The sequence below is a fragment of the Vibrio agarivorans genome, from assembly GCF_030409635.1.
Lineage (GTDB): Bacteria > Pseudomonadota > Gammaproteobacteria > Enterobacterales > Vibrionaceae > Vibrio > Vibrio agarivorans.
The window spans coordinates 553547-575219 of the sequence record NZ_JAUFQF010000001.1 but is presented as its reverse complement, the minus strand read 5'-3'; the positions used below and the strand labels follow the sequence as shown (position 1 = coordinate 575219).

At 45.2% G+C, this 21673-nt stretch carries 14 protein-coding genes; 10 read left to right on the top strand and 4 right to left on the bottom strand.

Features of this window, described 5'->3' with window-relative positions; all coding sequences use genetic code 11:
- Window positions 1–35: 35 nt before the first annotated feature.
- Both QWZ05_RS02370 and QWZ05_RS02365 read right to left on the bottom strand, forming a co-directional pair.
- Window positions 36–950: a LysR family transcriptional regulator gene (locus tag QWZ05_RS02370; RefSeq protein WP_290296296.1), complete on the bottom strand. Its 915-nt coding sequence runs from the start codon at window positions 948–950 to the stop codon at window positions 36–38.
- A gap of 66 nt (window positions 951–1016) precedes the next feature.
- A complete protein-coding gene (locus QWZ05_RS02365; RefSeq protein WP_290296294.1) occupies window positions 1017–1877 on the bottom strand; it encodes a hypothetical protein in 861 nt (286 codons plus the stop codon).
- 401 nt (window positions 1878–2278) lie between these two features.
- Here QWZ05_RS02365 and QWZ05_RS02360 point away from each other — a divergent pair, with 401 nt between their 5' ends.
- From QWZ05_RS02360 to glgC, 5 genes are all read left to right on the top strand, one after another.
- Window positions 2279–3370 carry an efflux RND transporter periplasmic adaptor subunit gene (locus QWZ05_RS02360; protein WP_264875489.1) on the top strand — a complete coding sequence of 364 codons (1092 nt, stop codon included), beginning with the start codon at window positions 2279–2281 and terminating at the stop codon, window positions 3368–3370.
- 5 nt (window positions 3371–3375) lie between these two features.
- Window positions 3376–6438, top strand: coding sequence for an efflux RND transporter permease subunit (locus tag QWZ05_RS02355; RefSeq protein WP_290296293.1), 3063 nt, complete (start codon window positions 3376–3378; stop codon window positions 6436–6438).
- A gap of 10 nt (window positions 6439–6448) precedes the next feature.
- Window positions 6449–7930: an efflux transporter outer membrane subunit gene (locus QWZ05_RS02350; protein WP_290296292.1), complete on the top strand. Its 1482-nt coding sequence runs from the start codon at window positions 6449–6451 to the stop codon at window positions 7928–7930.
- 123 nt (window positions 7931–8053) lie between these two features.
- Window positions 8054–9370, top strand: a complete 1317-nt coding sequence (locus tag QWZ05_RS02345; RefSeq protein WP_290296291.1) for a patatin-like phospholipase family protein — start codon at window positions 8054–8056, stop codon at window positions 9368–9370.
- Between the two features lie 373 nt (window positions 9371–9743).
- On the top strand, window positions 9744–10967 hold the full coding sequence (gene glgC / locus QWZ05_RS02340) for a glucose-1-phosphate adenylyltransferase (protein ID WP_264875493.1): 1224 nt from the start codon (window positions 9744–9746) through the stop codon (window positions 10965–10967).
- Window positions 10968–11073: 106 nt separating this feature from the next.
- On the opposite strand, the gene QWZ05_RS02335 is transcribed toward glgC, so the two are convergent.
- Window positions 11074–13785, bottom strand: coding sequence for a chitinase C-terminal domain-containing protein (locus QWZ05_RS02335; protein WP_290296290.1), 2712 nt, complete (start codon window positions 13783–13785; stop codon window positions 11074–11076).
- Between the two features lie 370 nt (window positions 13786–14155).
- Here QWZ05_RS02335 and QWZ05_RS02330 point away from each other — a divergent pair, with 370 nt between their 5' ends.
- From QWZ05_RS02330 to QWZ05_RS02315, 4 genes are all read left to right on the top strand, one after another.
- Window positions 14156–15304, top strand: a complete 1149-nt coding sequence (locus QWZ05_RS02330) for an iron-containing alcohol dehydrogenase (RefSeq protein ID WP_264875495.1) — start codon at window positions 14156–14158, stop codon at window positions 15302–15304.
- 155 nt (window positions 15305–15459) lie between these two features.
- Window positions 15460–17205, top strand: coding sequence for a formate--tetrahydrofolate ligase (locus QWZ05_RS02325; RefSeq protein ID WP_290296289.1), 1746 nt, complete (start codon window positions 15460–15462; stop codon window positions 17203–17205).
- 143 nt (window positions 17206–17348) lie between these two features.
- A complete protein-coding gene (msrB, locus tag QWZ05_RS02320) occupies window positions 17349–18476 on the top strand; it encodes a peptide-methionine (R)-S-oxide reductase MsrB (protein WP_290296288.1) in 1128 nt (375 codons plus the stop codon).
- 192 nt (window positions 18477–18668) lie between these two features.
- Window positions 18669–19403, top strand: coding sequence for an RNA methyltransferase (locus QWZ05_RS02315; protein WP_264875498.1), 735 nt, complete (start codon window positions 18669–18671; stop codon window positions 19401–19403).
- A gap of 80 nt (window positions 19404–19483) precedes the next feature.
- On the opposite strand, the gene fdxA is transcribed toward QWZ05_RS02315, so the two are convergent.
- Entirely contained in the window at window positions 19484–19807 is a 324-nt protein-coding gene (gene fdxA / locus QWZ05_RS02310) for a ferredoxin FdxA (RefSeq protein ID WP_264875499.1), read from the bottom strand.
- A 239-nt stretch (window positions 19808–20046) separates the two neighbouring features.
- Between fdxA and QWZ05_RS02305 the strand changes: the two genes are divergently transcribed.
- Complete coding sequence (locus QWZ05_RS02305; RefSeq protein ID WP_264875500.1) at window positions 20047–21663, top strand: NAD(P)/FAD-dependent oxidoreductase; 1617 nt, start codon at window positions 20047–20049, stop codon at window positions 21661–21663.
- Window positions 21664–21673: the final 10 nt, after the last annotated feature.

Sequence of the window (21673 nt, the reverse complement as noted above, 5' to 3'; positions counted from 1 at the left end):
GGAAAAACCGCTCTCTTTTATTCTCTATTGACCATTTAGTTGATTGTGCTCGCTAACTGATGGGTTAATTTTTTTAGCCACTTCACCATCGGTTTATTGGCATTTTTTCTGGCGTAAGTGCAGACCACTTGTGCTACCGGTATTTCTATATTTTTCGTTTTGCAATTAACCACTTTCAAATTCGATAAGTTGTTTTTTGCGTACTCACGTGAGCAAGGTAGCAGCAGCCCCTTTTTCTGCGTTACTTCCAGCGCTAGGATAATACTGTCTGTCTGTATTTTAACATTTGGCTTCAAGCCAAATTTTCGCATCGCATCTTCTAAATAGCGGTTTTTTTCATCCAGGCTTGGGATAGATAAGCTTGCAAAGGGATAAGTCGCGAGATGTTCGATTTCGATATTATCGATAGCGTGGATTGGGTGGTCTGCATTTGCCAGAATAACAATTTCATCTTCCCACACTGGCTCTTGCACAATAGAGTTTGCTAGATCTTCACTGTAATAGTTGATGCCCCATACTGCATTATCATTCAGCAGTGCATGTGAGGAGTTGGACTCCCAACCTTTTAAATACCAAGTGGCGTTGGGCGCTTCGGCCTCGAGTTGATTGTATAGCGCCGAACCAAACATATGCAGAATCTTACTGTTTAGGAAGACTTGATATGTGCCAGTGAGATCTTGCGGGTTGAACTCTCTGTTCATAGCAACTATGCCTTCTAGGCTATCGATCAAGTTCGGCAGCTTTTCTTGCAGCACTTCCATAAAAGCCGTAGGGCTTAATTGATTGCCATTACGGATAAATAGAGGGTCATTAAAGGATGTGCGACATTTAGCAAGCATCCTTGCTACTGCTGATTGAGAAAGATCGAGCTGCTCTGCTGTTTGATAAGTATTACACGTGTGGCTGAGGTTCAATAATACACGTATCGCCTTTAAGTCTAAGTTGTCCATAAACTGTCCTCATTAAAAGTTGAGCGACACAGATCCATCTGTGTCGCAAATTTGTATAATGGATTTCTAGAAGCGCCAATCAAAGCCAATCGACACCTTGGCTTCTTCTCCACGCAAGTAGTCTTTTGAGCCGATAGGATTGTTCAACTCGCTGATTTTGATATTGGTGTACTTACCTTCTAGATATATATTGAACACTGCGTCACCGATTTTAGTACGTGTCCCTTGCAGTAATACCAGATCAACCATTTCCATTTCCACTCCGCCATAAGTAGAGCCACCGAACGCTTGGAAAACGGTATAGAAGGTTTCATTCCAAGGCTGCAGACCATACAGGTTCACAGAAAACATATGTGCGTCATCACCACCTAGGACTTGTTTGACTGCCCCAGAGTTAATCCCTATCACTGCACTTAGGCTTGAAGCCATGCCTGTTCCTGATGAATAGTCGCTTGCAGCATTAGGAACGATAGTTCCACGAATATTTTGTGCTATTTGGTCTGTATCAAAGTCGACATAAGAGTAGTTAACAGACGGGAATAGCAATGTTTTTCCATTCGTTGCAGTCAGCGGTAGCATATATCCACCTGTGTACATGTTTGTTGTGTCGGTTAAGTAAAAATCCGCATATACGCCGCCAAAACGTTCATCAAAATTCGCTAGACGAAAGCGAAAATCTTCCGATTGACTAAAGTACTCACCAATCATGATGGTTTGTGTTTTGTATTCACCACCGCCGTATAGGTTATTGAAACCGCCACCAGCAACGAGCTTGATTTCGCCATTGTCATCAGTCGCAATACCGCCGCGCCATGCTGTGTTACGTGGATCTGCATCATGCACTTCCCCTTCACCCGCCAAAACGTTTGTTGAGAGTAGTGTGGTGAGTGCAAGACCTGCTGCGGTTAGTGATTGTAAGTTTTTCATGAATCTACCTTTTTCAATGTTTTTATAAGTCGGAAGCTGTTCCGTTGCGGCAGATTATTGAATTAGTATTCGACTTATGAAATAGCACAAGCCGGCTTAAATCAAGTCATTAATTGACTTGGCATGATATTTTGCTTCTTAGATTTCGTTGTATGTCATTGATATTTAGCTAATTATTTAATCATCGACAGATCCAGCCTTAGTAAAATTCCATTTGGAATAGTGATTATTCCATATGAAATTCGACTTAAAGCACTTTAAGCCATTGTTTTACTGTAATTTTCACTGCCATTAAATTTATTGTCTCGAATATCGATACAGTGATTATCAGAAATCGATAATTATTTGAACAGCGTTCAATTGTAAACTCAGCGTGAGATTTTTATATATGGATTAGAGATATGAGAGACACAATTCAACATTCACTACTACTGGGCTGCTGTATAGCATTGGCAGGATGCCAACAAGCCAGTGAATCGGCAGAAACAAATACTGATTTTAAAAAACCGGTTCATGTTGTTGCGGTTGAACAAGCAGTATTAAGCAACCAAAAAACCTTTCACGGTACCGTTCAATCACAAGAAAAAGCGGGACTGGCTTTCCGTATCCCCGGTACGCTTGAAGAAGTCTTGGTAAAAAAAGGCCAAATGGTAAAGAAAGGTGATGTGATTGCGCGTTTAGACCAACACGACTACACCGTTGCGCTTGAAGAATTAGAAGCGCGCAAGCTCGAAGCGGTATCTGCCCACAAATTAGCCAAGGCCGAGTTAGCCCGAGTTGAACAAGCGCTAGAAGACAACGCGATTGCCAGTGTCAATCGAGATCGTGCGATCAGTGGTTATGAGCGCAGCTTATCTGCCATTAAGGTGGTTGATAAAAACATTCAGCGCGCAAAAGACACGCTAAGCTACACAGAAATCAAAGCACCATTTGATAGTGTTGTCGCACAAGTTAACTTTGATGCTTATGAACAAGTTCTTCCAGGCATTGCCGTGGTGACTCTGCAAAATAATCAATTACTCGAAGTGGATATTGACGTGCCAGATACGTTAATCGGTCAGTTTGAGCTCGGTCAACAAGGGAAGGTGAGTTGGTATCAGTCGAATGAAAAACTTGCAGCGACACTCAATGAGATCAGCACACAACCCGACCCTATCCGACAGACTTATTCGCTGACTTTTGCCATCGATGCACCTCAATTAGCGTTACTTCCGGGACGTGCCGTCACTTTAAGTACGGACATCTCTCATGATGATGCAGGTTATTGTCTACCCTACTCCTCTTTGGTGGGAGAAAATGACGACATGTACGTCAACCTTGTACGCGATAATCAAGTTATTAATCAGCGTGTAGAGGTGATTAACTTAAACTCACGCTATGCGTGTTTAAACTCCGATTTCGAGTCAAATGACTATGTCGTAGTTAGCGGTAGTCACTATTTGCAACAAGGTGATCACGTCGCCAACTTGATTGTTAAGTCAATCGAGGAGTAATTGGAATGAATCTAGCTGAATTTGCCATCAGGCAGAGAACATTTTTGCTGTTTTTTACTGTGCTAAGTGTTATAGCCGGTATCTACTCCTATTTTGATTTAGGTAAATTGGAAGACCCGAGCTTCACGGTTAAAACCGCGGTTGTTGTGACGCTTTATCCTGGCGCGTCTGCCGAAGAAGTTGAATTTCAAGTAACAGATACCATTGAAACCAAGCTGCAAGAAATGGGCGAGCTAAATCGACTGCGCTCCCTGTCTAAGCCCGGTCTATCGATGGTGTTTGTTGATCTTAAAGAGAGTTTAAGTTCTAAAGAGCTACCACAGCAGTGGGACTTACTGCGCAGAAAAGTTAACGATGTTGCCCTGCAACTTCCAGCGACAGCACAGTTGAATATCATCCAAGATGAGTTCTCTGAAGTCTACGGTATGCTTTTTTCTATTCATAGTACCGATGCAACCCCGGAGGAGCTTCGCCGCTATGCGGAAGAGTTACAACGACGCATTAAAACCGTTGATGGGATTAAGAAAATCGAGCTACACGGTGTTCAACCCCGCGTGGTGAATATTGAGGTACCTGACGAAAGACTGACTCAATATGGTTTGTCTATTTCGCAAGTATGGAACCAATTACGCACCCAAAGCATGACGTTTGAGGCGGGCAAGTTTGATGTGGGTGAACAACGTATCCGCATAGCGCAAAGTAGCGAGTTCAAGAACCTTGAAGACATCAATAACCTTGTGATCAAAAGCGGTATCAGCGAACTTGGTACTGGCCTAGTGCGCCTTGGAGACATTGCGCACGTCACGATGGATTACCAAAAGCCAGCGCTTACAGAGAACCGTTTTAACGGTGAGCCTGCGGTCACGCTTGCTGTCAGTCCGGTTAGTGGTATCAACGTTGTTTCTTTAGGTGACACAATTCGTCATATCATCGACCAGTATGAGCAAGAGCTGCCGATGGGTGTCGAGGTTTCTACGGTTGCTTACCAACCGGAAGAAGTGGTGAAATCAATTGATGATTTCGTCATGAACTTGCTAGAGAGTGTCGCGATTGTATTTGTCGTGCTACTTATCTTCATGGGTTTCAAGAGCGCTACGATTGTCGGCAGCAGTTTATTGCTTACCATCTTATTGACTCTTATCTATATGAATATCAATGAGATTGACTTACACCGTGTTTCACTAGGTACGTTTATTCTGGCACTGGGCATGCTGGTAGATAACGCTATCGTGATTACGGATATGATGATCTCGAAGATGAACAAAGGTATTGAGCGCACTCAAGCAGCGATAGATTCAGTTAAGGAAACCGCAGTGCCCCTTCTTGGCGCAACGGTGATTGCGATTATGGGTTCTAGTCCAGTCGTATTCTCGCAAACTGATGCAGCTGAATTTGCTAACTCTGTGTTCTATATTGTCGCGGCTTCGCTACTATTGTCATGGTTTGTGGCAATGACTTTCACTGCCCTAATGTGTTGGCTGTTTATCAAACCAACAAAAGTGGATGCTGACGCGAAACCGAATCTATTCCATCGCTTCATTCATTGGACAGTCGACAATCCGAAAAAAGCTCTGAGCGGTGTGTTACCACTGATCGTGGCAACTGTCTTTGCTGTCCCTTATGTTGCGGTGAACTTTATTCCGCAATCTGACCGCCCAATTGTGTTCTTAGATTATTGGTTGCCAAATGGTGCCAAGATTGAACAAACGTCAGCTGACATGCGCAGAATCGAAGAGTGGTTACTGGCGCAGCCAGAAGTAGAAAGCATCTCTACCGCTGTCGGCGCAAGTGTCCCACGATTTTCTGTGACGGTTGAGCCAGAGCCATTAGACCCTGCGTATGGTCAGATATTGGTAAACACAACGGATTTTTACGCTATCTCATCGCTCATCAACCGTGGAGATCAATGGCTCGCCAGCGAGTTCCCAAATGCAGAGCCCCGCTTCAGAGCACTAAAATTGGCGACATCTGACAAGTTCTCTGTTGAAGCGCGTTTCTCTGGCCCAGATCCAGTCGTGCTACATAAGCTAGCTGATCAAGCAAAAGCGATCATGGCATCTCACCCAGATGCTAAGTATGTAAGAGATGACTGGCGTCAACAGAGTAATACACTAGTACCAATCATTAACCAAGAGAAAGCACGTCAAGCAGGCATTAACCGTGCGGATATTGCATTTGCGATGAAACGTTCATCTGATGGCATGCCACTTGGACAAATGAACCTCAATGATGAGCTTATCCCGATCAAACTGACGAGCCCGGGTAATGCAATGGACTCGTTAGAGACGTTGCCAGTGAACTCTCTACTTGGTATGCACACGGTGCCGTTAGGTCAAGTGGTTGATGGTTTTGAGCTCGTAGCCGAAGAAAGCATGATTTGGCGCCGCGATCGTGTGCGCACTATCACCGCTCAAGCGGGCATTCAACGCTCAACAACGCCAGCAAACGTGCGTAATGCGATTAAAGCAGATATTGAGGCTATCGCACTACCAACTGGTTACTCAGTGGAATGGGGTGGTGAATATTACGACGAACACAAGGCGGTAACCGATATTCTAAAGCAACTACCGAAAGCAATGATCATTATGGTGGTGATTCTGGTGGCGATGTTTAATGGCTTTATTCAGCCGGTACTTATTCTTAGCACACTGCCGCTAGCTTCGATTGGCGCAACGTTTGCTCTGATTGCTTTTGATAAGCCCTTTGGATTTATGGCCTTGATTGGCGCTGTCACCTTGATTGGTATGATCATCAAAAACGGTATCGTCTTGATGGATCAAATCGAGCTTGAGCGTAAAAACGGACGTGAGTTCTCGGATGCTATCAAAGAAGCGACCATCAACAGAACCATGGCGATTTCAATGGGGGCACTCACTACCGCACTCGGTATGATCCCATTGTTAAGTGACCTACTGTTTGACCAAATGGCAGCAACCATCATCGGTGGTCTGGCTGCAGCGACAGTACTTTCACTCGTGGTGATGCCTGCACTGTACAAACTGTTTGTGAAAGATAAACCACAAACAGAAATTGAGACACAAGCAGCATTAACAGAGCAACAGGCATAGGTAGGCACGTATGAAATCATTTATTAAAACAACGTTAACTCCGATTGCATTCGCGCTCGTGTTGACTGGTTGTGCGGTAGGACCAGATTATCAAGAGCCAACGGTTGAGTTAAGTCAGGCGTACTTACACTCCAATAATCAGGCGATCGACAACAATCCAATTTGGTGGGAATCACTCGGTGACCCTACCCTAACCAAACTGGTTGAAGATGTTCAAGCGCAGAACATACCGATAAAAGTCGCAGCTGAACGAATTAAGATGGCGAACTCCTACAAACAGATGGTGGACTCGCTAAAAGTACCCACCATTAGTGTAGGTGGTGGCTATTTTAACTATCAATTGAGTGAGAACGACTCTTTGCTTGGTCCTGTGTTCGGAGCCCAAGACGCGCTTGGAGTGTCGTTACTAGATAGCCAGCACGATGGCGCGTTTCTCGGCGCTTCGATTGCTTGGGAAGCCGACATATTTGGTCGTCTCGATCGTCAATCCAATGCCGCTATGATTCGAGTTGAACAGGCCGAGATTTATCAAAATGGTCTCTACACTCTGATCACTGCCGACGTGATTAGCAATTATTTGCAACTTCGTGGGGCTCAAGAACGTCGTGAGCTTGCACAAGACAATATTGCTGATCAACGAAAAACGCTGGATCTGGTTGAGAAAGTCGTTCGCAGTGGTTACGGCTCAGAGCTGGACTTAGCACAAGCACAAGCAGCGCTTGCTGCCACTCAATCAGTAATTCCTCAGTTAGAGATTGCAGAACAAGTGCATAAACATCGTCTTGCTGTCTTATTAGGAGAGCCCCTAGAAACACTGGATGCTCGACTTGATGGTTCGCAAGCGCTACCACAAATCTCTGGTGTTATTCCAGTAGGAATGCCTTCAGAACTTCTTAAGCGCCGTGCAGATATCCGACTGGCAGAGCGTGAAATGGCAGCCATCAACGAAGAAGTCGCCATGAGTATAGCCAATAAGTATCCAAAGTTTTTCTTAACAGGTGCACCTGGCGTGACAGCAAGCGACTTTGACGATCTGTTTAGTAGTGACTCGTTTGGATGGGCCGGTGCGGTTGGTGTGCACTGGAATGTGTTTGATGGTGGACGCTCGGATGCGTTAGTCGACATGAACGAAGCGCGTTTTGATGCTGCTGCATTGAACTATCAGCATGTTGTTGATTCAGCGATTAAAGAGGTCGATACCACCCTCTTTGCTTATGGTCGTAGCCAAGAAAATCAAGTTCAGCTCGATAACGCGGTTGATGCGGCTAGAAACGCGGTTTCGAAAGCAGAGTCACTATATAAAGCCGGCTTGATTGACTATTTGTCGGTGCTTGATGCTCAGCGACAAAAACGCATGCTGCAAGACCGACAAGTTGCAGCAAGGCTTCAATCTGTGCAAGCAACCGTGGCAGTCCATAAAGCCATTGGGGGTAACTGGGTAGTATCTGACGTCAACGCTGGAGAGAGCGTTGAACTAGCCGCCATCAATTAACCTCACCAACATCAGCTAATAAAGCGTAACAAGAGTGGAGCTCCATCTCTCTCATATCTCAGGAGCTTCACTCTTTTTTGTTTGTCGTGTCTACACCGGCGAATTTTATAAGGAGTGTCCATAGTGCATAAGCCAAATGTGTTGCGTCAAATTATGGCCATATCGTTGGCCACAAACTTAATTGGATGTGGCTCTATTCCACACGTCACCAATTCAACCGATACAATTACCAACGATACAGTGAGCAACAAGTCGCTTGAAGCGCCCTACTCGATTACTCTCAAAACGGATGATGCTCAAGACAGTGATGTTTTGATATTGGTGAGCTTTTCGGGGGGCGGTACACGTGCAGCCGCCCTATCCTATGGTGTGATGAAAGGGATGCGAGAGTTAGAGTATTACTCAGCCGGTCAGCAATACTCTTTGATTGAGCAGCTTGATGTGATCAGTTCAGTCTCAGGCGGTAGCTTTACGTCTGCGTATTACGGTCTGTATCAAGACAAGCTGTTTGATACTTATGAAGAGGAGTTTCTATACAAAGACATCTCTCGAGATCTATTAAGCATACTCACCAGCCCTGAATATGTGTTATCGAGCAATAGTCGGTCTGCAGCGGCAGCGAACTTTTACAATGAAAACCTCTTTAGCCGTGCAACATTCTCAGAGATTAAAGAAGATGGGCCGATAGTACTCATTAACGCCACTGATCTCGGTGGCGGAGTGCGCTTTAGTTTTGTTCAAGAGTATTTCGATTTGTTGTGTTCAGACGTTAACGACTATTCTATTGCTGATGCGGTGGCTGCGTCTTCGGCTGTTCCGTTTATCTTTACGCCTGTTCTGCTTGAAAACCACAGCGACTGCGATGTTCTTTTTGATAGTAGCCAGTGGTCTGATAGCAATACATTGTCACGCTCAACCATCAGTGGATTAGAGAGTTATGCCGACAAAGAGCGGCGTCCATACGTTCATCTTATTGATGGTGGTATCACTGACAACCTCGGCTTGATGGCGCTCTATGACATTTTTGAAAGTAATAACGCCACCCTACAACAAAAGCTCGACCACATTAATAAAGTGGTGATCATTTCAGTCGATGCGTCAACCAAACCTAATTGGGGCATCGATCAGTCTCCCAAAACACCTTCAGCAAGAAATATGCTCGGTGCAGTGACGGATGTTCAGCTTCATCGATACAATGATATGAGCAAGCTGTTGATTGAAGAGAGGCTCAAGAAGTGGAAAAGTGCAGCGGATCATCGAGAAACCTATTTTATTGATGTGAATTTGGCAAACGCCAGTAACACATCGTTTCTTTACCAGATTCCGACCGACTTTAATTTAGAGTCTGACCAAGTTGATGCCTTGATTGAACATGGCTATCAACAAATATTGACTAGCCCTCGGCTTCACACTGCATTTGAATTTGCCCCTACGTATTAGCTGCTGTAGCACTCCAAAGGCGGGCAATACGCACTATGATGGTGAGGCGCTACAAGTGCGCACCATCATGGTGCAATGATAATAGTCGTGCATTGTACAAATCGATAACAAGTTCACGTTAACTCAATCAATTTCAAAACATTTGGCTTCTATATCCTAACTTATATAAATGGCATGCATTGTGGCGTAGTTCTTGATTACCAGTTTATGTTGACTTTGTTAGTCAAGACTTTGCCACTTCAATAAGCGTCAGATTAGTAAAGACCTTGGCAAGTATAGAAATAGAAAATGTGATAGTAAGCGCGAACAGAATGCAACTCCCCCGCATCGGTGATGGCGTTTCTTCTTACCTAAGCAAAAAGGATAAATAGTTATGGATGATACAATTGCCATCGTGTTGGCCGGTGGTATGGGTTCGAGATTAAGTCCCCTCACAGACGATCGCTCGAAGCCAGCGGTTCCCTTTGGTGGTAAATATCGAATTATCGACTTCACCCTCACCAACTGCCTGCATTCTGGTATCCGCAAAATTTTAGTTCTTACCCAATATAAATCTCACTCTCTACACAAACATCTGAGAGATGGCTGGTCAATTTTTAACCCAGAGCTTGGCGAGTTTATTACCGTTGTTCCCCCACAGATGCGTAAAGGTGAAAACTGGTACGAAGGCACTGCTGATGCGATTTACCACAATTTGTGGCTATTGGAGCGAAGTACATCCAAGTATGTCGTTGTGCTCTCGGGAGACCATATTTATCGTATGGACTATGCCGCTATGCTTGAAGAGCACATCGAAAAGCAAGCTGAGTTGTCTATTGCTTGTATTCCCGTCCCAACACCGGAAGCCAGTGCGTTTGGTGTTATGACTGTGGATGGTGACAACAAGATTACGCAATTTGATGAAAAGCCAGACTCGCCATCCTCAATGCCTGATGATCCGGAAAATAGCCTAGCTTCAATGGGTATCTACATTTTCAATATTGATACCCTCATCAATATCCTTTCTGAAGATGCAAATAACCCAAGTTCATCCCATGACTTTGGCCACGATATCATTCCTAAGCTTATCGACCGCGAGTCTGTGTTTGCGTATAACTTTTGTAACGATAAGGGCCGAGTGGCGAAAGATTGCTATTGGCGAGATGTGGGTACTATAGACTCTTTGTATCAGGCGAATATGGACCTTTTAGAGCCAGTTCCCCCAATGAATGTGTATCAACCCAACTGGGCGGTGCGAACCTATGAACGACAGCTCCCTCCAGCACGTACTGTCTCCTCTGCCACCGGCAACGAAGGGATCTTTATCAACTCAATTGTGTCTTCAGGTGTGATCAATTCAGGTGGCTCTGTTCATCACTCTGTCATCTCTTCAAATGTAAAAATTCACGATGGCGCAGTTATAACCGATAGCATTATTTTTGACCATGTTGAAGTCGGTGAAGGTTGTGAGTTAAAAAACTGCATTATTGATAAGAAAGTGAAAATACCACCCCATACCCGTATCGGTATTAACGCAGTTGAGGATGGAAAAAGGTTCAAGATTTCCGAAAAAGGGATTGTGGTTGTCCCTGAAGAGTATGTGTTCGAGCCTGAATAACACTCAACTTAGACAAAGAAATGGGCGCTCAAATAAGAGCGCCCATTGATTATGCAAGCAAAGGTGTCACTAATCTTTTGTTGTGCAGAACCAATTTTTTAATTGGCTAAATAGCACAAACTTGGCTCCAACTGCCATCGCTTCCCGGTGTACTTGCTGTCCACCAGTTAGCTTGATATACCGCCCCGTTATGCACCACTTTATCTCCTTGATTGGCATGACTTGGATCCCCTTTCCAATCGGTTTGTGGGAAATTAGGATAAACAGCTAAGCCGGTCGTATCACATGTTCCTGGTTGGCCACCATTATCTCCACCTGGGTTATTACCAGTAGAGATATCGCCTAATGGAAGGTCGGGTTGCTCAAAGGCAAACGCATAATCAACCCCACCGATCGACACGCTGTAATTGGCGGGACCTGAAATAGGTAAGTAATACACCATATCGAGTTCATAAACTTCACCTGTCGCTAGCGCTTGCCAACTCGGCAACGTAAACGCCACGCGATGCATTGTTCCGTCAAGTCCGCCAATATTATCAGCGCGAGTATGTCCTGACGATATGACCGCTAAACCACCACCTGACTGATCCTTAGCGTTATCTGGCGCAGAGACGGGAATATCGAATTGGAACTCCGTACCACCTGGAATATCTTGCCCAGTGTTGTTAGTGAATGTAATTTTCGGATTGATTGGATAATTTTGATCGCCTACCTTCAATCCACCAATAGAGACATCAATATCGAGTGCTTCAGATGGAATAGCGCCGGTTGCAACACGATGACCATACGGGCTTGCAGACTTAAACTTGTCGTAAATCGCCTTGGTCATGGTATTACCCATGTGGTACTCACCATTTCCGGTCAAACAAGCTTGTTCACTCAAATCGACGCTGGTTCGCTGACCTTGCGCATCAAGTTGGTAACAGTTGTAATCCCCCGCTAGCTCCCAAAACATGATGCCACCAATCTCTTGGTCTATCACATAGTCTGCTTTCACGCTGACGGACGCTTTATCTTCAGTCGAGATAAAGACACGCTTCTCTGCGTTCCATAACCAGGGGGCAACAGCGACATCATCGTAGTGGCGAACATAGTGACCGCGTAACACATCGTCGGTATCATTTATCGGGTCAAGACCATAAGTATCCGCATAAGAACCCCAAGTACCTTGCTCTAAATTTTTCGCATGCCACATAGGGTTAGAACCGGCGCCCATTTCATTACCTTGTTCGTCGAGATCATGCCACATGTTATCGATGCCAATCGCACCATAGCCACAATTGTTCTTCTCGCCTTCGCCCGTGCCGGGAGCACATTGGGTTTGATCTGGCAGCGCGGCACGTCCCCAAAGTCCGTTATCACCTCCAGTCACACCTTGCCATCCGCGCGTATAATAAGGGACACCAATATTGATACGCCCTGCTGGCATTGAACCTCTAAAGTAATGGTATGCCCAGTCAGTGTTGAGATAACCAATACCGCCATACGCTGCAGTGCCATACACATTCCACTGTGCCAACTCAGAGTCTTTCCCGGTATCAAACAGTGCTGCGTTGTGGCCAACATGGTCATTCCAAGCGCCATGTAAATCGTACGTCATGATATTGACGTAATCTAAATACTTAGTGACATCAAACGTCTCCATACCACGAAGTAAGTATCCTGATGACGGTGCTGCGATGGTTAGCATGTAGTGAATTCCATCTTGTGCGGATGCTATGTCTAATTTTTCGCGCAATACCTTCATCAGTTCTTGATATGAAGCCCACAGATAGGCCCTTCTTGGCTCCATGAAGTCTTTATCATACGGATTCCCAGCGCCCGCCATCGAAGTTGGATACTCATAGTCGATATCAAGACCATCAAACTGATATTGGCGCATCATTTCCACAGCAGATGTCGCAAAGGTTTCAATTCCTGCATGGTTAATGCTGCCATCAGAATTGGTGGTCATTGTGTAGAACCCACCATCGGCAACACGCTCACCCGTCGTAGCAAAGTGTCCACCTGTTTCAGCCCAGCCACCGATAGAGATTAACGTTTTGACATCATGTTGCTTCTTGTATGTCGCTAACGCGCCAAAATGTCCTTTGAAGCCCAGTGATGGGTCGACATCGACTCCCGGCCACTCTTTACCCGTCGCCGGGTTATTTGGGTCGGTCACATCACCTACATTGACCTTACCATCTGAACCAATACTGACGAATGCGTAGTTAATATGGGTTAACTGTTCCCAAGGAATATCGTTCACCAAGTACGCGGCTTGGGGATCATCGCCACTGCGCCAACTGGTAAAGTAGCCAATAACACGACGTGGGTGATCGGCGCCCATATCTTCACGCCCATCTTGGTCGTAAATTGTGCAATAAGGTACATTGACTCCTGGCGTTTGATACAAACCATCTGGGCGACAGTTAGCTGTAGTGGTGGGTGGCTCCGTTGTAGGGGGTTGTGTTACAGGCGGCTCAGTAACCGGAGGTTCAACGATCGGAGGCTCTGTCGCTGGTGGCTCGACTTCGGGTGGCTCAGGAGTAAAAGGCGGCTCAACGGGTTCAATGGTTTCACAAGCGCCTAAGTGTTGCCATTGTCCCCAATCGCCAGAAAACTCCGCTGGGTTATTATTTTGAGTCCAATAACGAGCTTTGTAAGCATTCCCGGCATTTTGAACCTGATCGCCACCGTTATAGACTGTGCTGCTGTCCCACTCTGTGAGTGATGAACAGTCAACTGCCGCATAGCTATTAAAGGCCAGTAAACAGGATGCACTCAACGTGGTTAGGGTAAATGCGCGATGCCCTAATCGTTCTACTGATTTCATTTGTTCGTCCTTTGTTTATGAAATAACACCTAACAGTCAGTTCGATGACTTGTTGTTCGATGAAAATAAACAGTAGAAAAAACTATCAGTGAGTACCATTTTGATTGCTCAAAGTGAACAGTGACTCGCAGCAGTTTGTCGTTTAGATGTAACAAGCACACGCTTATTTTGCATCGATAATTTATTTTCTGTAGTGAAATTAGTTAAACGCTTCACAGCCAGTGAAAAAGATCGATATTTTGTCCTGATATGGATTGATCTTTACCGATAGCGTTCACATATTGAATAGGTCACTGGAAAAACGTGCACGAACAGCGTCTTTGTTCCGCTGCATGTAAGCAGAACACAAAGTGTTCAAAAGGAAATAACAATGAAATTTAGCTATGCAAACCCTACACAAATTCACTTCGGGCAAGGTCAGATTTCCGCGATAGCACAATCCATCCCACAAGACCGTCATGTTTTAGTGATCTACGGGGGTGGTTCAATCAAGCGCAATGGCGTTTACGATCAAATCGAAACCGCACTGGCTGATCACCGTTGGACAGAGTTTTCAGGTGTCGAGCCAAACCCGACTAAAGAAACGCTAGACAAAGCCGTAGCGAAAATAAAACAAGAAGGTATCGACTACATCCTTGCTGTTGGTGGTGGTTCGGTTATCGATGGTTCTAAGTATGTTGCGGCTGCTGCACTTTATGACGGAGACGGTTGGGATATTTTGATTGGCAAGTATGTGGTGGATAAGGCGTTGCCGCTCGGCGCTATTCTAACACTGCCTGCTACGGGGTCTGAATCGAACTCTGGAGCTGTCATTACTAAAGCAGAAACACAAGACAAACTCCCGTTCTTGAGTCCTTTTGTTCAACCAAAATTCGCCGTGCTTGACCCAGATACAATGAAGACGCTTCCTGAACGTCAATTGATCAACGGTGTTGTTGACGCTTGGGTTCATGTTTGTGAGCAGTACTTAACGACGTCTACAGATGCTTGGGTGCAAGAAGGTTATGCCGAAGCCCTACTTCGCAATCTAAAACGTTTGGGTGAAGGCTATGCCGATCGTGACAGCGATGAATGGCGTGCCAACCTAATGTGGACAGCAAACCAAGCGTTGAATGGTCTAATTGGTAGTGGTGTTCCACAAGATTGGGCAACTCACATGATTGGTCATGAGTTTACCGCATTATGGGGTGTAGACCATGCTCGCTCGTTAGCGATCGTACAACCGTCGCTGCTACGAAACCAGATAGAAACAAAACGTAGCAAGCTAGAGCAAATGGGTAAAAATGTATTTGGCCTTACTGACTCTGCAGACTTGGCGGAACGCACAATCGATTCGATTGAACTGTTCTACCACCACCTAGAAGTTGCGACTGTCTTTAAAGAGCATGGCGCAACAAAAGTCGCTGCCGTCGATAAAGTCTTGTCTCAACTTGAGCATCACGGCATGGTGGCTCTCGGTGAAAACCAAGCAATCTCACTAGAAACCAGTAAAGAAATCCTCGAGCAAGCGATTGCTTAGTTTTTCTTATTGATTAATGATTCAACAGCGCACCCTTATGGGTGCGTTTTTGTTTACAAATAACCAACAATGATTTGCTTTACATCACGAAAAATCCTCGTATTATGCTCACGCAAACGTTTTCCTTGGTCAAAATCGCTAGTAAAAGAGATATTATGCTGCCAGATATTGAGATTTGTCGTCAGACAGAACTGTTGTCAATTAACCAAGTTGCTAAAGAGTTTGGATTGCTCGAAGATGAGTTCCAATCACTTGGTAAACACAAAGCTAAAGTGTCACTCGCAAGCCTTAAACGGACTCAAGGCAATAAAACAGGGAAACTGATCTTCGTCACCGCTATCACACCAACTCCACTGGGTGAAGGTAAAACAGTGACAACCATTGGTTTGTCTCAAGGTCTAAAAAAGATAGGCCTGAACGCAGCAGCTTGTATCCGCCAGCCTTCAATGGGGCCAGTATTTGGCGTCAAAGGCGGTGCTGCCGGTGGTGGTTTCTCTCAGGTAGCACCAATGGAAGAGTTAAACCTGCACCTGACAGGTGATATTCACTCGGTAACAGCGGCACACAACCTCGCTTCTGCAGCGATTGATGCACGTATCTACCATGAGCAACGTCAAGGTTACGATGCCTTTGAGCAACGTACTGGCTTGAAAGCACTGAAAATCGACCCTAAGAACGTCGTTTGGAAGCGTGTGATTGACCACAATGACCGAGCTCTACGCATGATCACTGTCGGTAAAAACGAACACAACAAAACCATTAACGGCTTCGAGCGCGAAGATGGGTTTGATATTTCTGCTGCTTCTGAATTGATGGCGATTCTTGCACTTGCCGAAGACTTACAAGATCTGCGCAAGCGTATCGGCCGCATCGTTGTCGCGTACAACCTTGAAGGTGAACCTGTAACGGCTGAAGAGCTTGATGTGGCTGGCGCCATGACGGTTAGCATGAAAGATGCGATTGAACCAACGTTAATGCAAACACTAGAAGGCGTGCCTACCTTAATTCATGCGGGTCCATTTGCAAACATCGCTCACGGTAACTCTTCTATTATTGCCGATCGAGTTGCAACACACCTAGCAGATTACACGGTGACAGAAGGTGGTTTTGGTTCAGATATGGGCTTTGAAAAAGCTTGTAACATCAAAGCGCAAGCCTCTAAGCAAGCACCTGACTGTGCCGTTATCGTTGCAACTCTGCGTGGTTTGAAAGCGAACTCGGGACTATACGATCTAAAACCAGGTCAGCCGATCCCAGAATCTATGTTCGATGCAGACCAAAAAGCATTAGAAGCGGGCTTTGAGAACCTGAAATGGCACATCAATAACGTGAGCAAGTATGGCGTCCCTGCTGTTGTTGCCATCAACCGCTTCCCGCAAGACTCACAACAAGAACTAGATACGCTAAAAACAATGATTGAAGCATTGTCAATGGATGTTGAAGTTGCTATCAGTGAAGCCTTCGGTAAAGGTGGTGACGGTGCCGTTGAACTAGCAAACAAGGTCGTTGCTCAGTGTGATAAAGAGTCGAGCTTTACCCCACTGTACTCGGTTGAAGATTCGTTAGAGTCTAAACTATCGACTATTGCAGAAGTGGGTTATGGCGGCAGTATTGTGATGAGCTACAAAGCACAACAACAACTCACTGCATTGAAGAAGCATGGTTTTGACAATATGGCTGTCTGTTTCGCTAAAACACCAATGTCAATCACAACTGATGGCTCAGTGAAAGGCGCTCCTAAAGGTTTTGATGTGCCAATTCGAGAACTGAAGCTGTGCGCGGGCGCTGGTTTTATCTACGCACTTAGTGGCAGCGTGATGACAATGCCTGGTTTACCTGATAAGCCTGCGTTTATGAATTTAGACATCGATGAAGATGGCAATATTGTTGGCTTAAGCTAATCAAACTCCCCTGTTTTACTAGGCTCGGTTAATACCCGGGCCTTTTTTGTATCTTAAATCGGAGCGATTCGTATCAAAATTGGTGAAAGTTATTCTTAACTCACTCGTTCTTATGAGTAGAGCCACTGTGAAGGAGTGACACAATGAAGCGAATAATTGCCCTACTGACCTTTTGTAGCGTTGCGCTAGGCGGCGTTTTCTTTAACGTCAGTGCCGATGATGATATGAAGGCAAACAAAACCAAAAATGCACAAATCGCCACACTTGCGGGGGGATGCTTTTGGTGTACTGAATCGGATTTGGAGCGACTTCCAGGTGTGATTGATGTGATATCGGGCTATGCAGGTGGCACTCTTGAAAACCCAACCTATAAGCAGGTGTCGTCAGGAAAAACAGAGCACATTGAAGTGATTCAGGTTACGTTCGATCCCAACAAAGTGACCTATGAGCAACTGCTTGACCAGTTCTTTCGTCATATCGACCCAACTGATGATCAGGGCTCGTTTGTTGACCGAGGCCGCCACTACCGACCGGCTGTCTTCTATCACAATGATGAACAGAAGCAGATTGCACAAAGCTTTATGGCTGAGGTTGATGCGCTTGGCGTTTTTCCAAAACCGCTCAAAACCGAACTGATACCCTTCACTGAGTTTTATGTCGCGGAAGATTATCACCAGGACTATTACAAGCGAAATAAGCTTCGCTATAAGTACTACCGCAACGCTTCCGGGCGAGATCGCTATCTTGATGAGGTATTTGGTGATGACCGAGAAGATAACCCTATAACCCTTCGCCAGATGATTGATGAAAGCAAAGGCATTACTCGAATTCGTTATGCTAAACCAAGCGAAAGCATCATCAAAGAGCAGCTAACAGAACTGCAATATTACGTTACTCAGGAAGAAGGCACTGAGCGCCCATTCAATAATGAGTACTGGGATAACAAGCAAGAAGGAATTTATGTGGATATCGTGTCGGGTGAGCCCCTATTCTCGTCTACCGATAAATATAAATCAGGCACAGGTTGGCCGAGCTTTACCAAGCCTATCGATGAGCATTACGTTGTCACAAAAACCGATTACAAATTGATTTACCCAAGAACTGAAGTACGCAGTCGTTATGGTGATTCCCACTTAGGCCATGTATTTAAAGACGGGCCCGCTCCAACAGGTTTGCGTTACTGCATGAATTCAGCAGCCATGAAGTTTGTGGCTAAAGAAGACATGGAGAAAAATGGTTACGCTAACTACCTGTTCTTGTTTAATGGGTAGCTAGAACGAAACTCTCATGTTGCTATTCGCCCGAGTTATAATTAACTCGGGCTTTTTATGTTTATCGGCTCAAGGGTGAGCGAGCGATAAAGGACCAACTAGGCTCAGTACGCTCGCAAAGCGGGTAAGCTTAAGTATATAATGCGACTCGTTTTGCACCCTCAACGACATAATCGTTACGACAAGAGACTTATGATTTCAAAAAACCAACTTAAAATGTTACGCGCTCTTGGCCAAAAAAAGCAGCGTAAAGCTCATGGCCTATTCTTAGTTGAAGGTGAAAAGAACGTACTTGAATTACTCGATACGCCGTTGGTTGTAAAACAGGTTTTCGCCACCGCGGAATTCTTACAACAGCATCAAGCTCAATTAGCTCCTTATGAATGTATCGAAGCATCGCTAGATGAATTGACTAAAGCTAGCAGCTTAGTGAGTAACAATGCGGCCGTGGCGATTGTTGAGATTCCTCAAACGGCAACACCAAAAGCTGAAGGGCTGATGATCGCACTTGATGGTGTGTCTGACCCAGGCAACCTTGGCACCATTATTCGTATCGCTGACTGGTATGGCATTAAGCATATTGTCGCAAGTCGCGACTGCGCCGATCCATACAACCCAAAAACGATTCGCGCAACAATGGGCAGCTTTGGCCGTGTCACTGTGTTTTTGACTGACCTACCTGACTATCTACAGCGTGCTGATATTCCCGTTTACGGCGCATTTCTTGAAGGGCAAAGTGTCCACAGCACTGAATTTTCATCGCAAGGTATCTTGTTAATGGGCAGTGAGTCTCACGGTGTACGAGCAGAAGCTGAGCAGTATGTGACGGATAAAATTACTATTCCTGCTTTCGGTGGTGCGGAGTCTTTGAATGTTGCTATGGCGACTGGGATTATTATCGATAATATTCGACGTCAGCACAGTTAAGCACTGTTTTGTTCATTAAGCTTCAATAAAAAAGCGCAGCCTGTAAACAAGCTGCGCTTTTTTATGAATATAGATGTAGATTAGCGCTCTAACATATCAAGCTTGTTCGGCACACCATTCCATTTTTCCGCTTCGTCCATCGCTGGCTTAACTTCTGTTAGAACGGGCCACTCTTCTGATAGTTCAGCATTGAGCTCAATAAACACTTGTTGATCATCTGTCAACTCATCTTCCTGGAAGATCGCTTGTGCATCACACTCTGGTTCACACAAGCCACAGTCAATACACTCTATTGGGTTGATCACCATAAAGTTTGGACCTTCATGAAAGGCATCGGCTGGGCAAACCGCCACACAGTCGGTGTACTTACACTGTATACAATTATCTGTTACGACAAACGCCATGATCATCAACTCTTAGTTAGCCAAAATTGTGGAGGGGCGATAATACTGATTCAGCAACAAATTTCAATATGCGCCAAACCTTTATCTCCCCTAACCCTTCAATTAAGTATGACAGACAAATCAAGTTAACGTAAAATGCGCGCCATTGTGAGCTGTCATTTTCTGAATCTACTGACTTATAGGTCGGTAATTACATAAATTGCTGGCTAAGACACCAATTGAAAACACGAGACATCCCTATGATACGTTTAACCGAAATTAAGCTCCCTCTTGATCATGAAGAAGGCGCTATCCTTGATGCTATTGCCAATAAACTTGGTTTAGCGAAAGAAGAAATCCTTTCATTCAACATGTTTAAACGTGGCTACGATGCTCGTAAAAAAAGTAAGATTTTGCTTATCTACACACTAGATGTTGTTGTCGACAATGAGGCACAACTCCTAGAAAAATTTGCTGACGACCCACATGTTCGCGAAACGCCGGACATGGAGTACAAGTTTGTTGCTCAAGCGCCAGAAAACTTAACTGAACGCCCTGTCGTGATCGGCTTTGGCCCTTGTGGTCTATTTGCGGCTCTTGTACTGGCTCAAATGGGCTTTAAGCCAATCGTTCTTGAGCGTGGCAAAGAAGTGCGCGAGCGTACAAAAGACACGTTTGGCTTTTGGCGTAAACGTGCGCTTAACCCTGAATCTAACGTACAGTTTGGTGAAGGCGGTGCAGGTACATTCTCTGATGGCAAACTTTACAGCCAAGTAAAAGACCCGAAACATTATGGCCGCAAAGTCATCGAAGAGTTCGTAGCTTCTGGTGCTCCTGAAGAGATTCGCTATGTAAGTAAGCCACACATTGGTACATTTAAACTTGTCACCATGATCGAGAAGATGCGTGCGAAGATCATCGAACTCGGCGGTGAGATCCGCTTTAGCACACGTGTTGATGACATCCATATGGAAGACGGTCAAATTACCGGTCTAACACTATCAAATGGTGAAGAGCTTAAATCTCGTCATGTTGTGCTAGCTGTTGGTCACAGTGCTCGTGATACGTTTGAAATGCTGCATGAGCGTGGTGTTTACATGGAAGCGAAACCATTTTCAGTTGGTTTCCGTGTTGAACACAAACAGTCAGTGATCGACGAAGCGCGTTTCGGTAAAAATGCCGGCAACCCTATTCTTGGCGCTGCAGATTACAAGCTAGTTCATCACTGTAAGAATGGCCGTACTGTTTACAGCTTCTGTATGTGCCCAGGTGGTACCGTGGTAGCGGCGACTTCTGAAGAAGGTCAAGTTGTAACTAACGGCATGAGCCAATACTCTCGTGCAGAGCGTAACGCAAACAGCGCTATTGTCGTTGGTATTTCACCTGAAACCGATTACCCAGGTGATGTTCTTGCGGGTATTCGTCTTCAACGTCAGTTAGAGAAAGGCGCATACGTGCTTGGTGGTGAGAACTACGATGCACCAGCACAGAAAATCGGTGATTTCCTAAAAGGTAGCGATCCAAGTGCTATTGGTGATGTTGAGCCTTCATTCACTCCTGGTATCAAACTGACCGATCTTTCAAAAGCGCTACCTGACTTTGCGATCGAAGCAATTCGTGAAGCGATTCCTGCATTCGATAAGAAGATCAAAGGCTTTGCTGATTCGAATGGCCTATTAACTGGTGTTGAAACACGTACTTCGTCACCTATCTCTATCAAGCGTGGTAAAGATTACCAAAGCGTTAACTTGAAAGGCTTCTTCCCTGCTGGTGAAGGCGCGGGTTACGCTGGTGGTATTTTGTCTGCGGGTATTGACGGAATTAAAGTCGCGGAAGCATTGGCGCTGTCGATGGTTGAGCAAGCAAACAACGCTTAATTTACCGAGA

Excerpts from the sequence above, each read along its gene's own strand:
- QWZ05_RS02370 (WP_290296296.1), bottom strand. The coding sequence starts at position 950 with ATGGACAACTTAGACTTAAAGGCGATACGTGTATTATTGAACCTCAGC.
- QWZ05_RS02365 (WP_290296294.1), bottom strand. The coding sequence starts at position 1,877 with ATGAAAAACTTACAATCACTAACCGCAGCAGGTCTTGCACTCACCACA.
- QWZ05_RS02360 (WP_264875489.1), top strand. The coding sequence starts at position 2,279 with ATGAGAGACACAATTCAACATTCACTACTACTGGGCTGCTGTATAGCA.
- QWZ05_RS02355 (WP_290296293.1), top strand. The coding sequence starts at position 3,376 with ATGAATCTAGCTGAATTTGCCATCAGGCAGAGAACATTTTTGCTGTTT.
- QWZ05_RS02350 (WP_290296292.1), top strand. The coding sequence starts at position 6,449 with ATGAAATCATTTATTAAAACAACGTTAACTCCGATTGCATTCGCGCTC.
- glgC (WP_264875493.1), top strand. The coding sequence starts at position 9,744 with ATGGATGATACAATTGCCATCGTGTTGGCCGGTGGTATGGGTTCGAGA.
- QWZ05_RS02335 (WP_290296290.1), bottom strand. The coding sequence starts at position 13,785 with ATGAAATCAGTAGAACGATTAGGGCATCGCGCATTTACCCTAACCACG.
- QWZ05_RS02330 (WP_264875495.1), top strand. The coding sequence starts at position 14,156 with ATGAAATTTAGCTATGCAAACCCTACACAAATTCACTTCGGGCAAGGT.
- QWZ05_RS02325 (WP_290296289.1), top strand. The coding sequence starts at position 15,460 with ATGCTGCCAGATATTGAGATTTGTCGTCAGACAGAACTGTTGTCAATT.
- msrB (WP_290296288.1), top strand. The coding sequence starts at position 17,349 with ATGAAGCGAATAATTGCCCTACTGACCTTTTGTAGCGTTGCGCTAGGC.
- QWZ05_RS02315 (WP_264875498.1), top strand. The coding sequence starts at position 18,669 with ATGATTTCAAAAAACCAACTTAAAATGTTACGCGCTCTTGGCCAAAAA.
- fdxA (WP_264875499.1), bottom strand. The coding sequence starts at position 19,807 with ATGGCGTTTGTCGTAACAGATAATTGTATACAGTGTAAGTACACCGAC.
- QWZ05_RS02305 (WP_264875500.1), top strand. The coding sequence starts at position 20,047 with ATGATACGTTTAACCGAAATTAAGCTCCCTCTTGATCATGAAGAAGGC.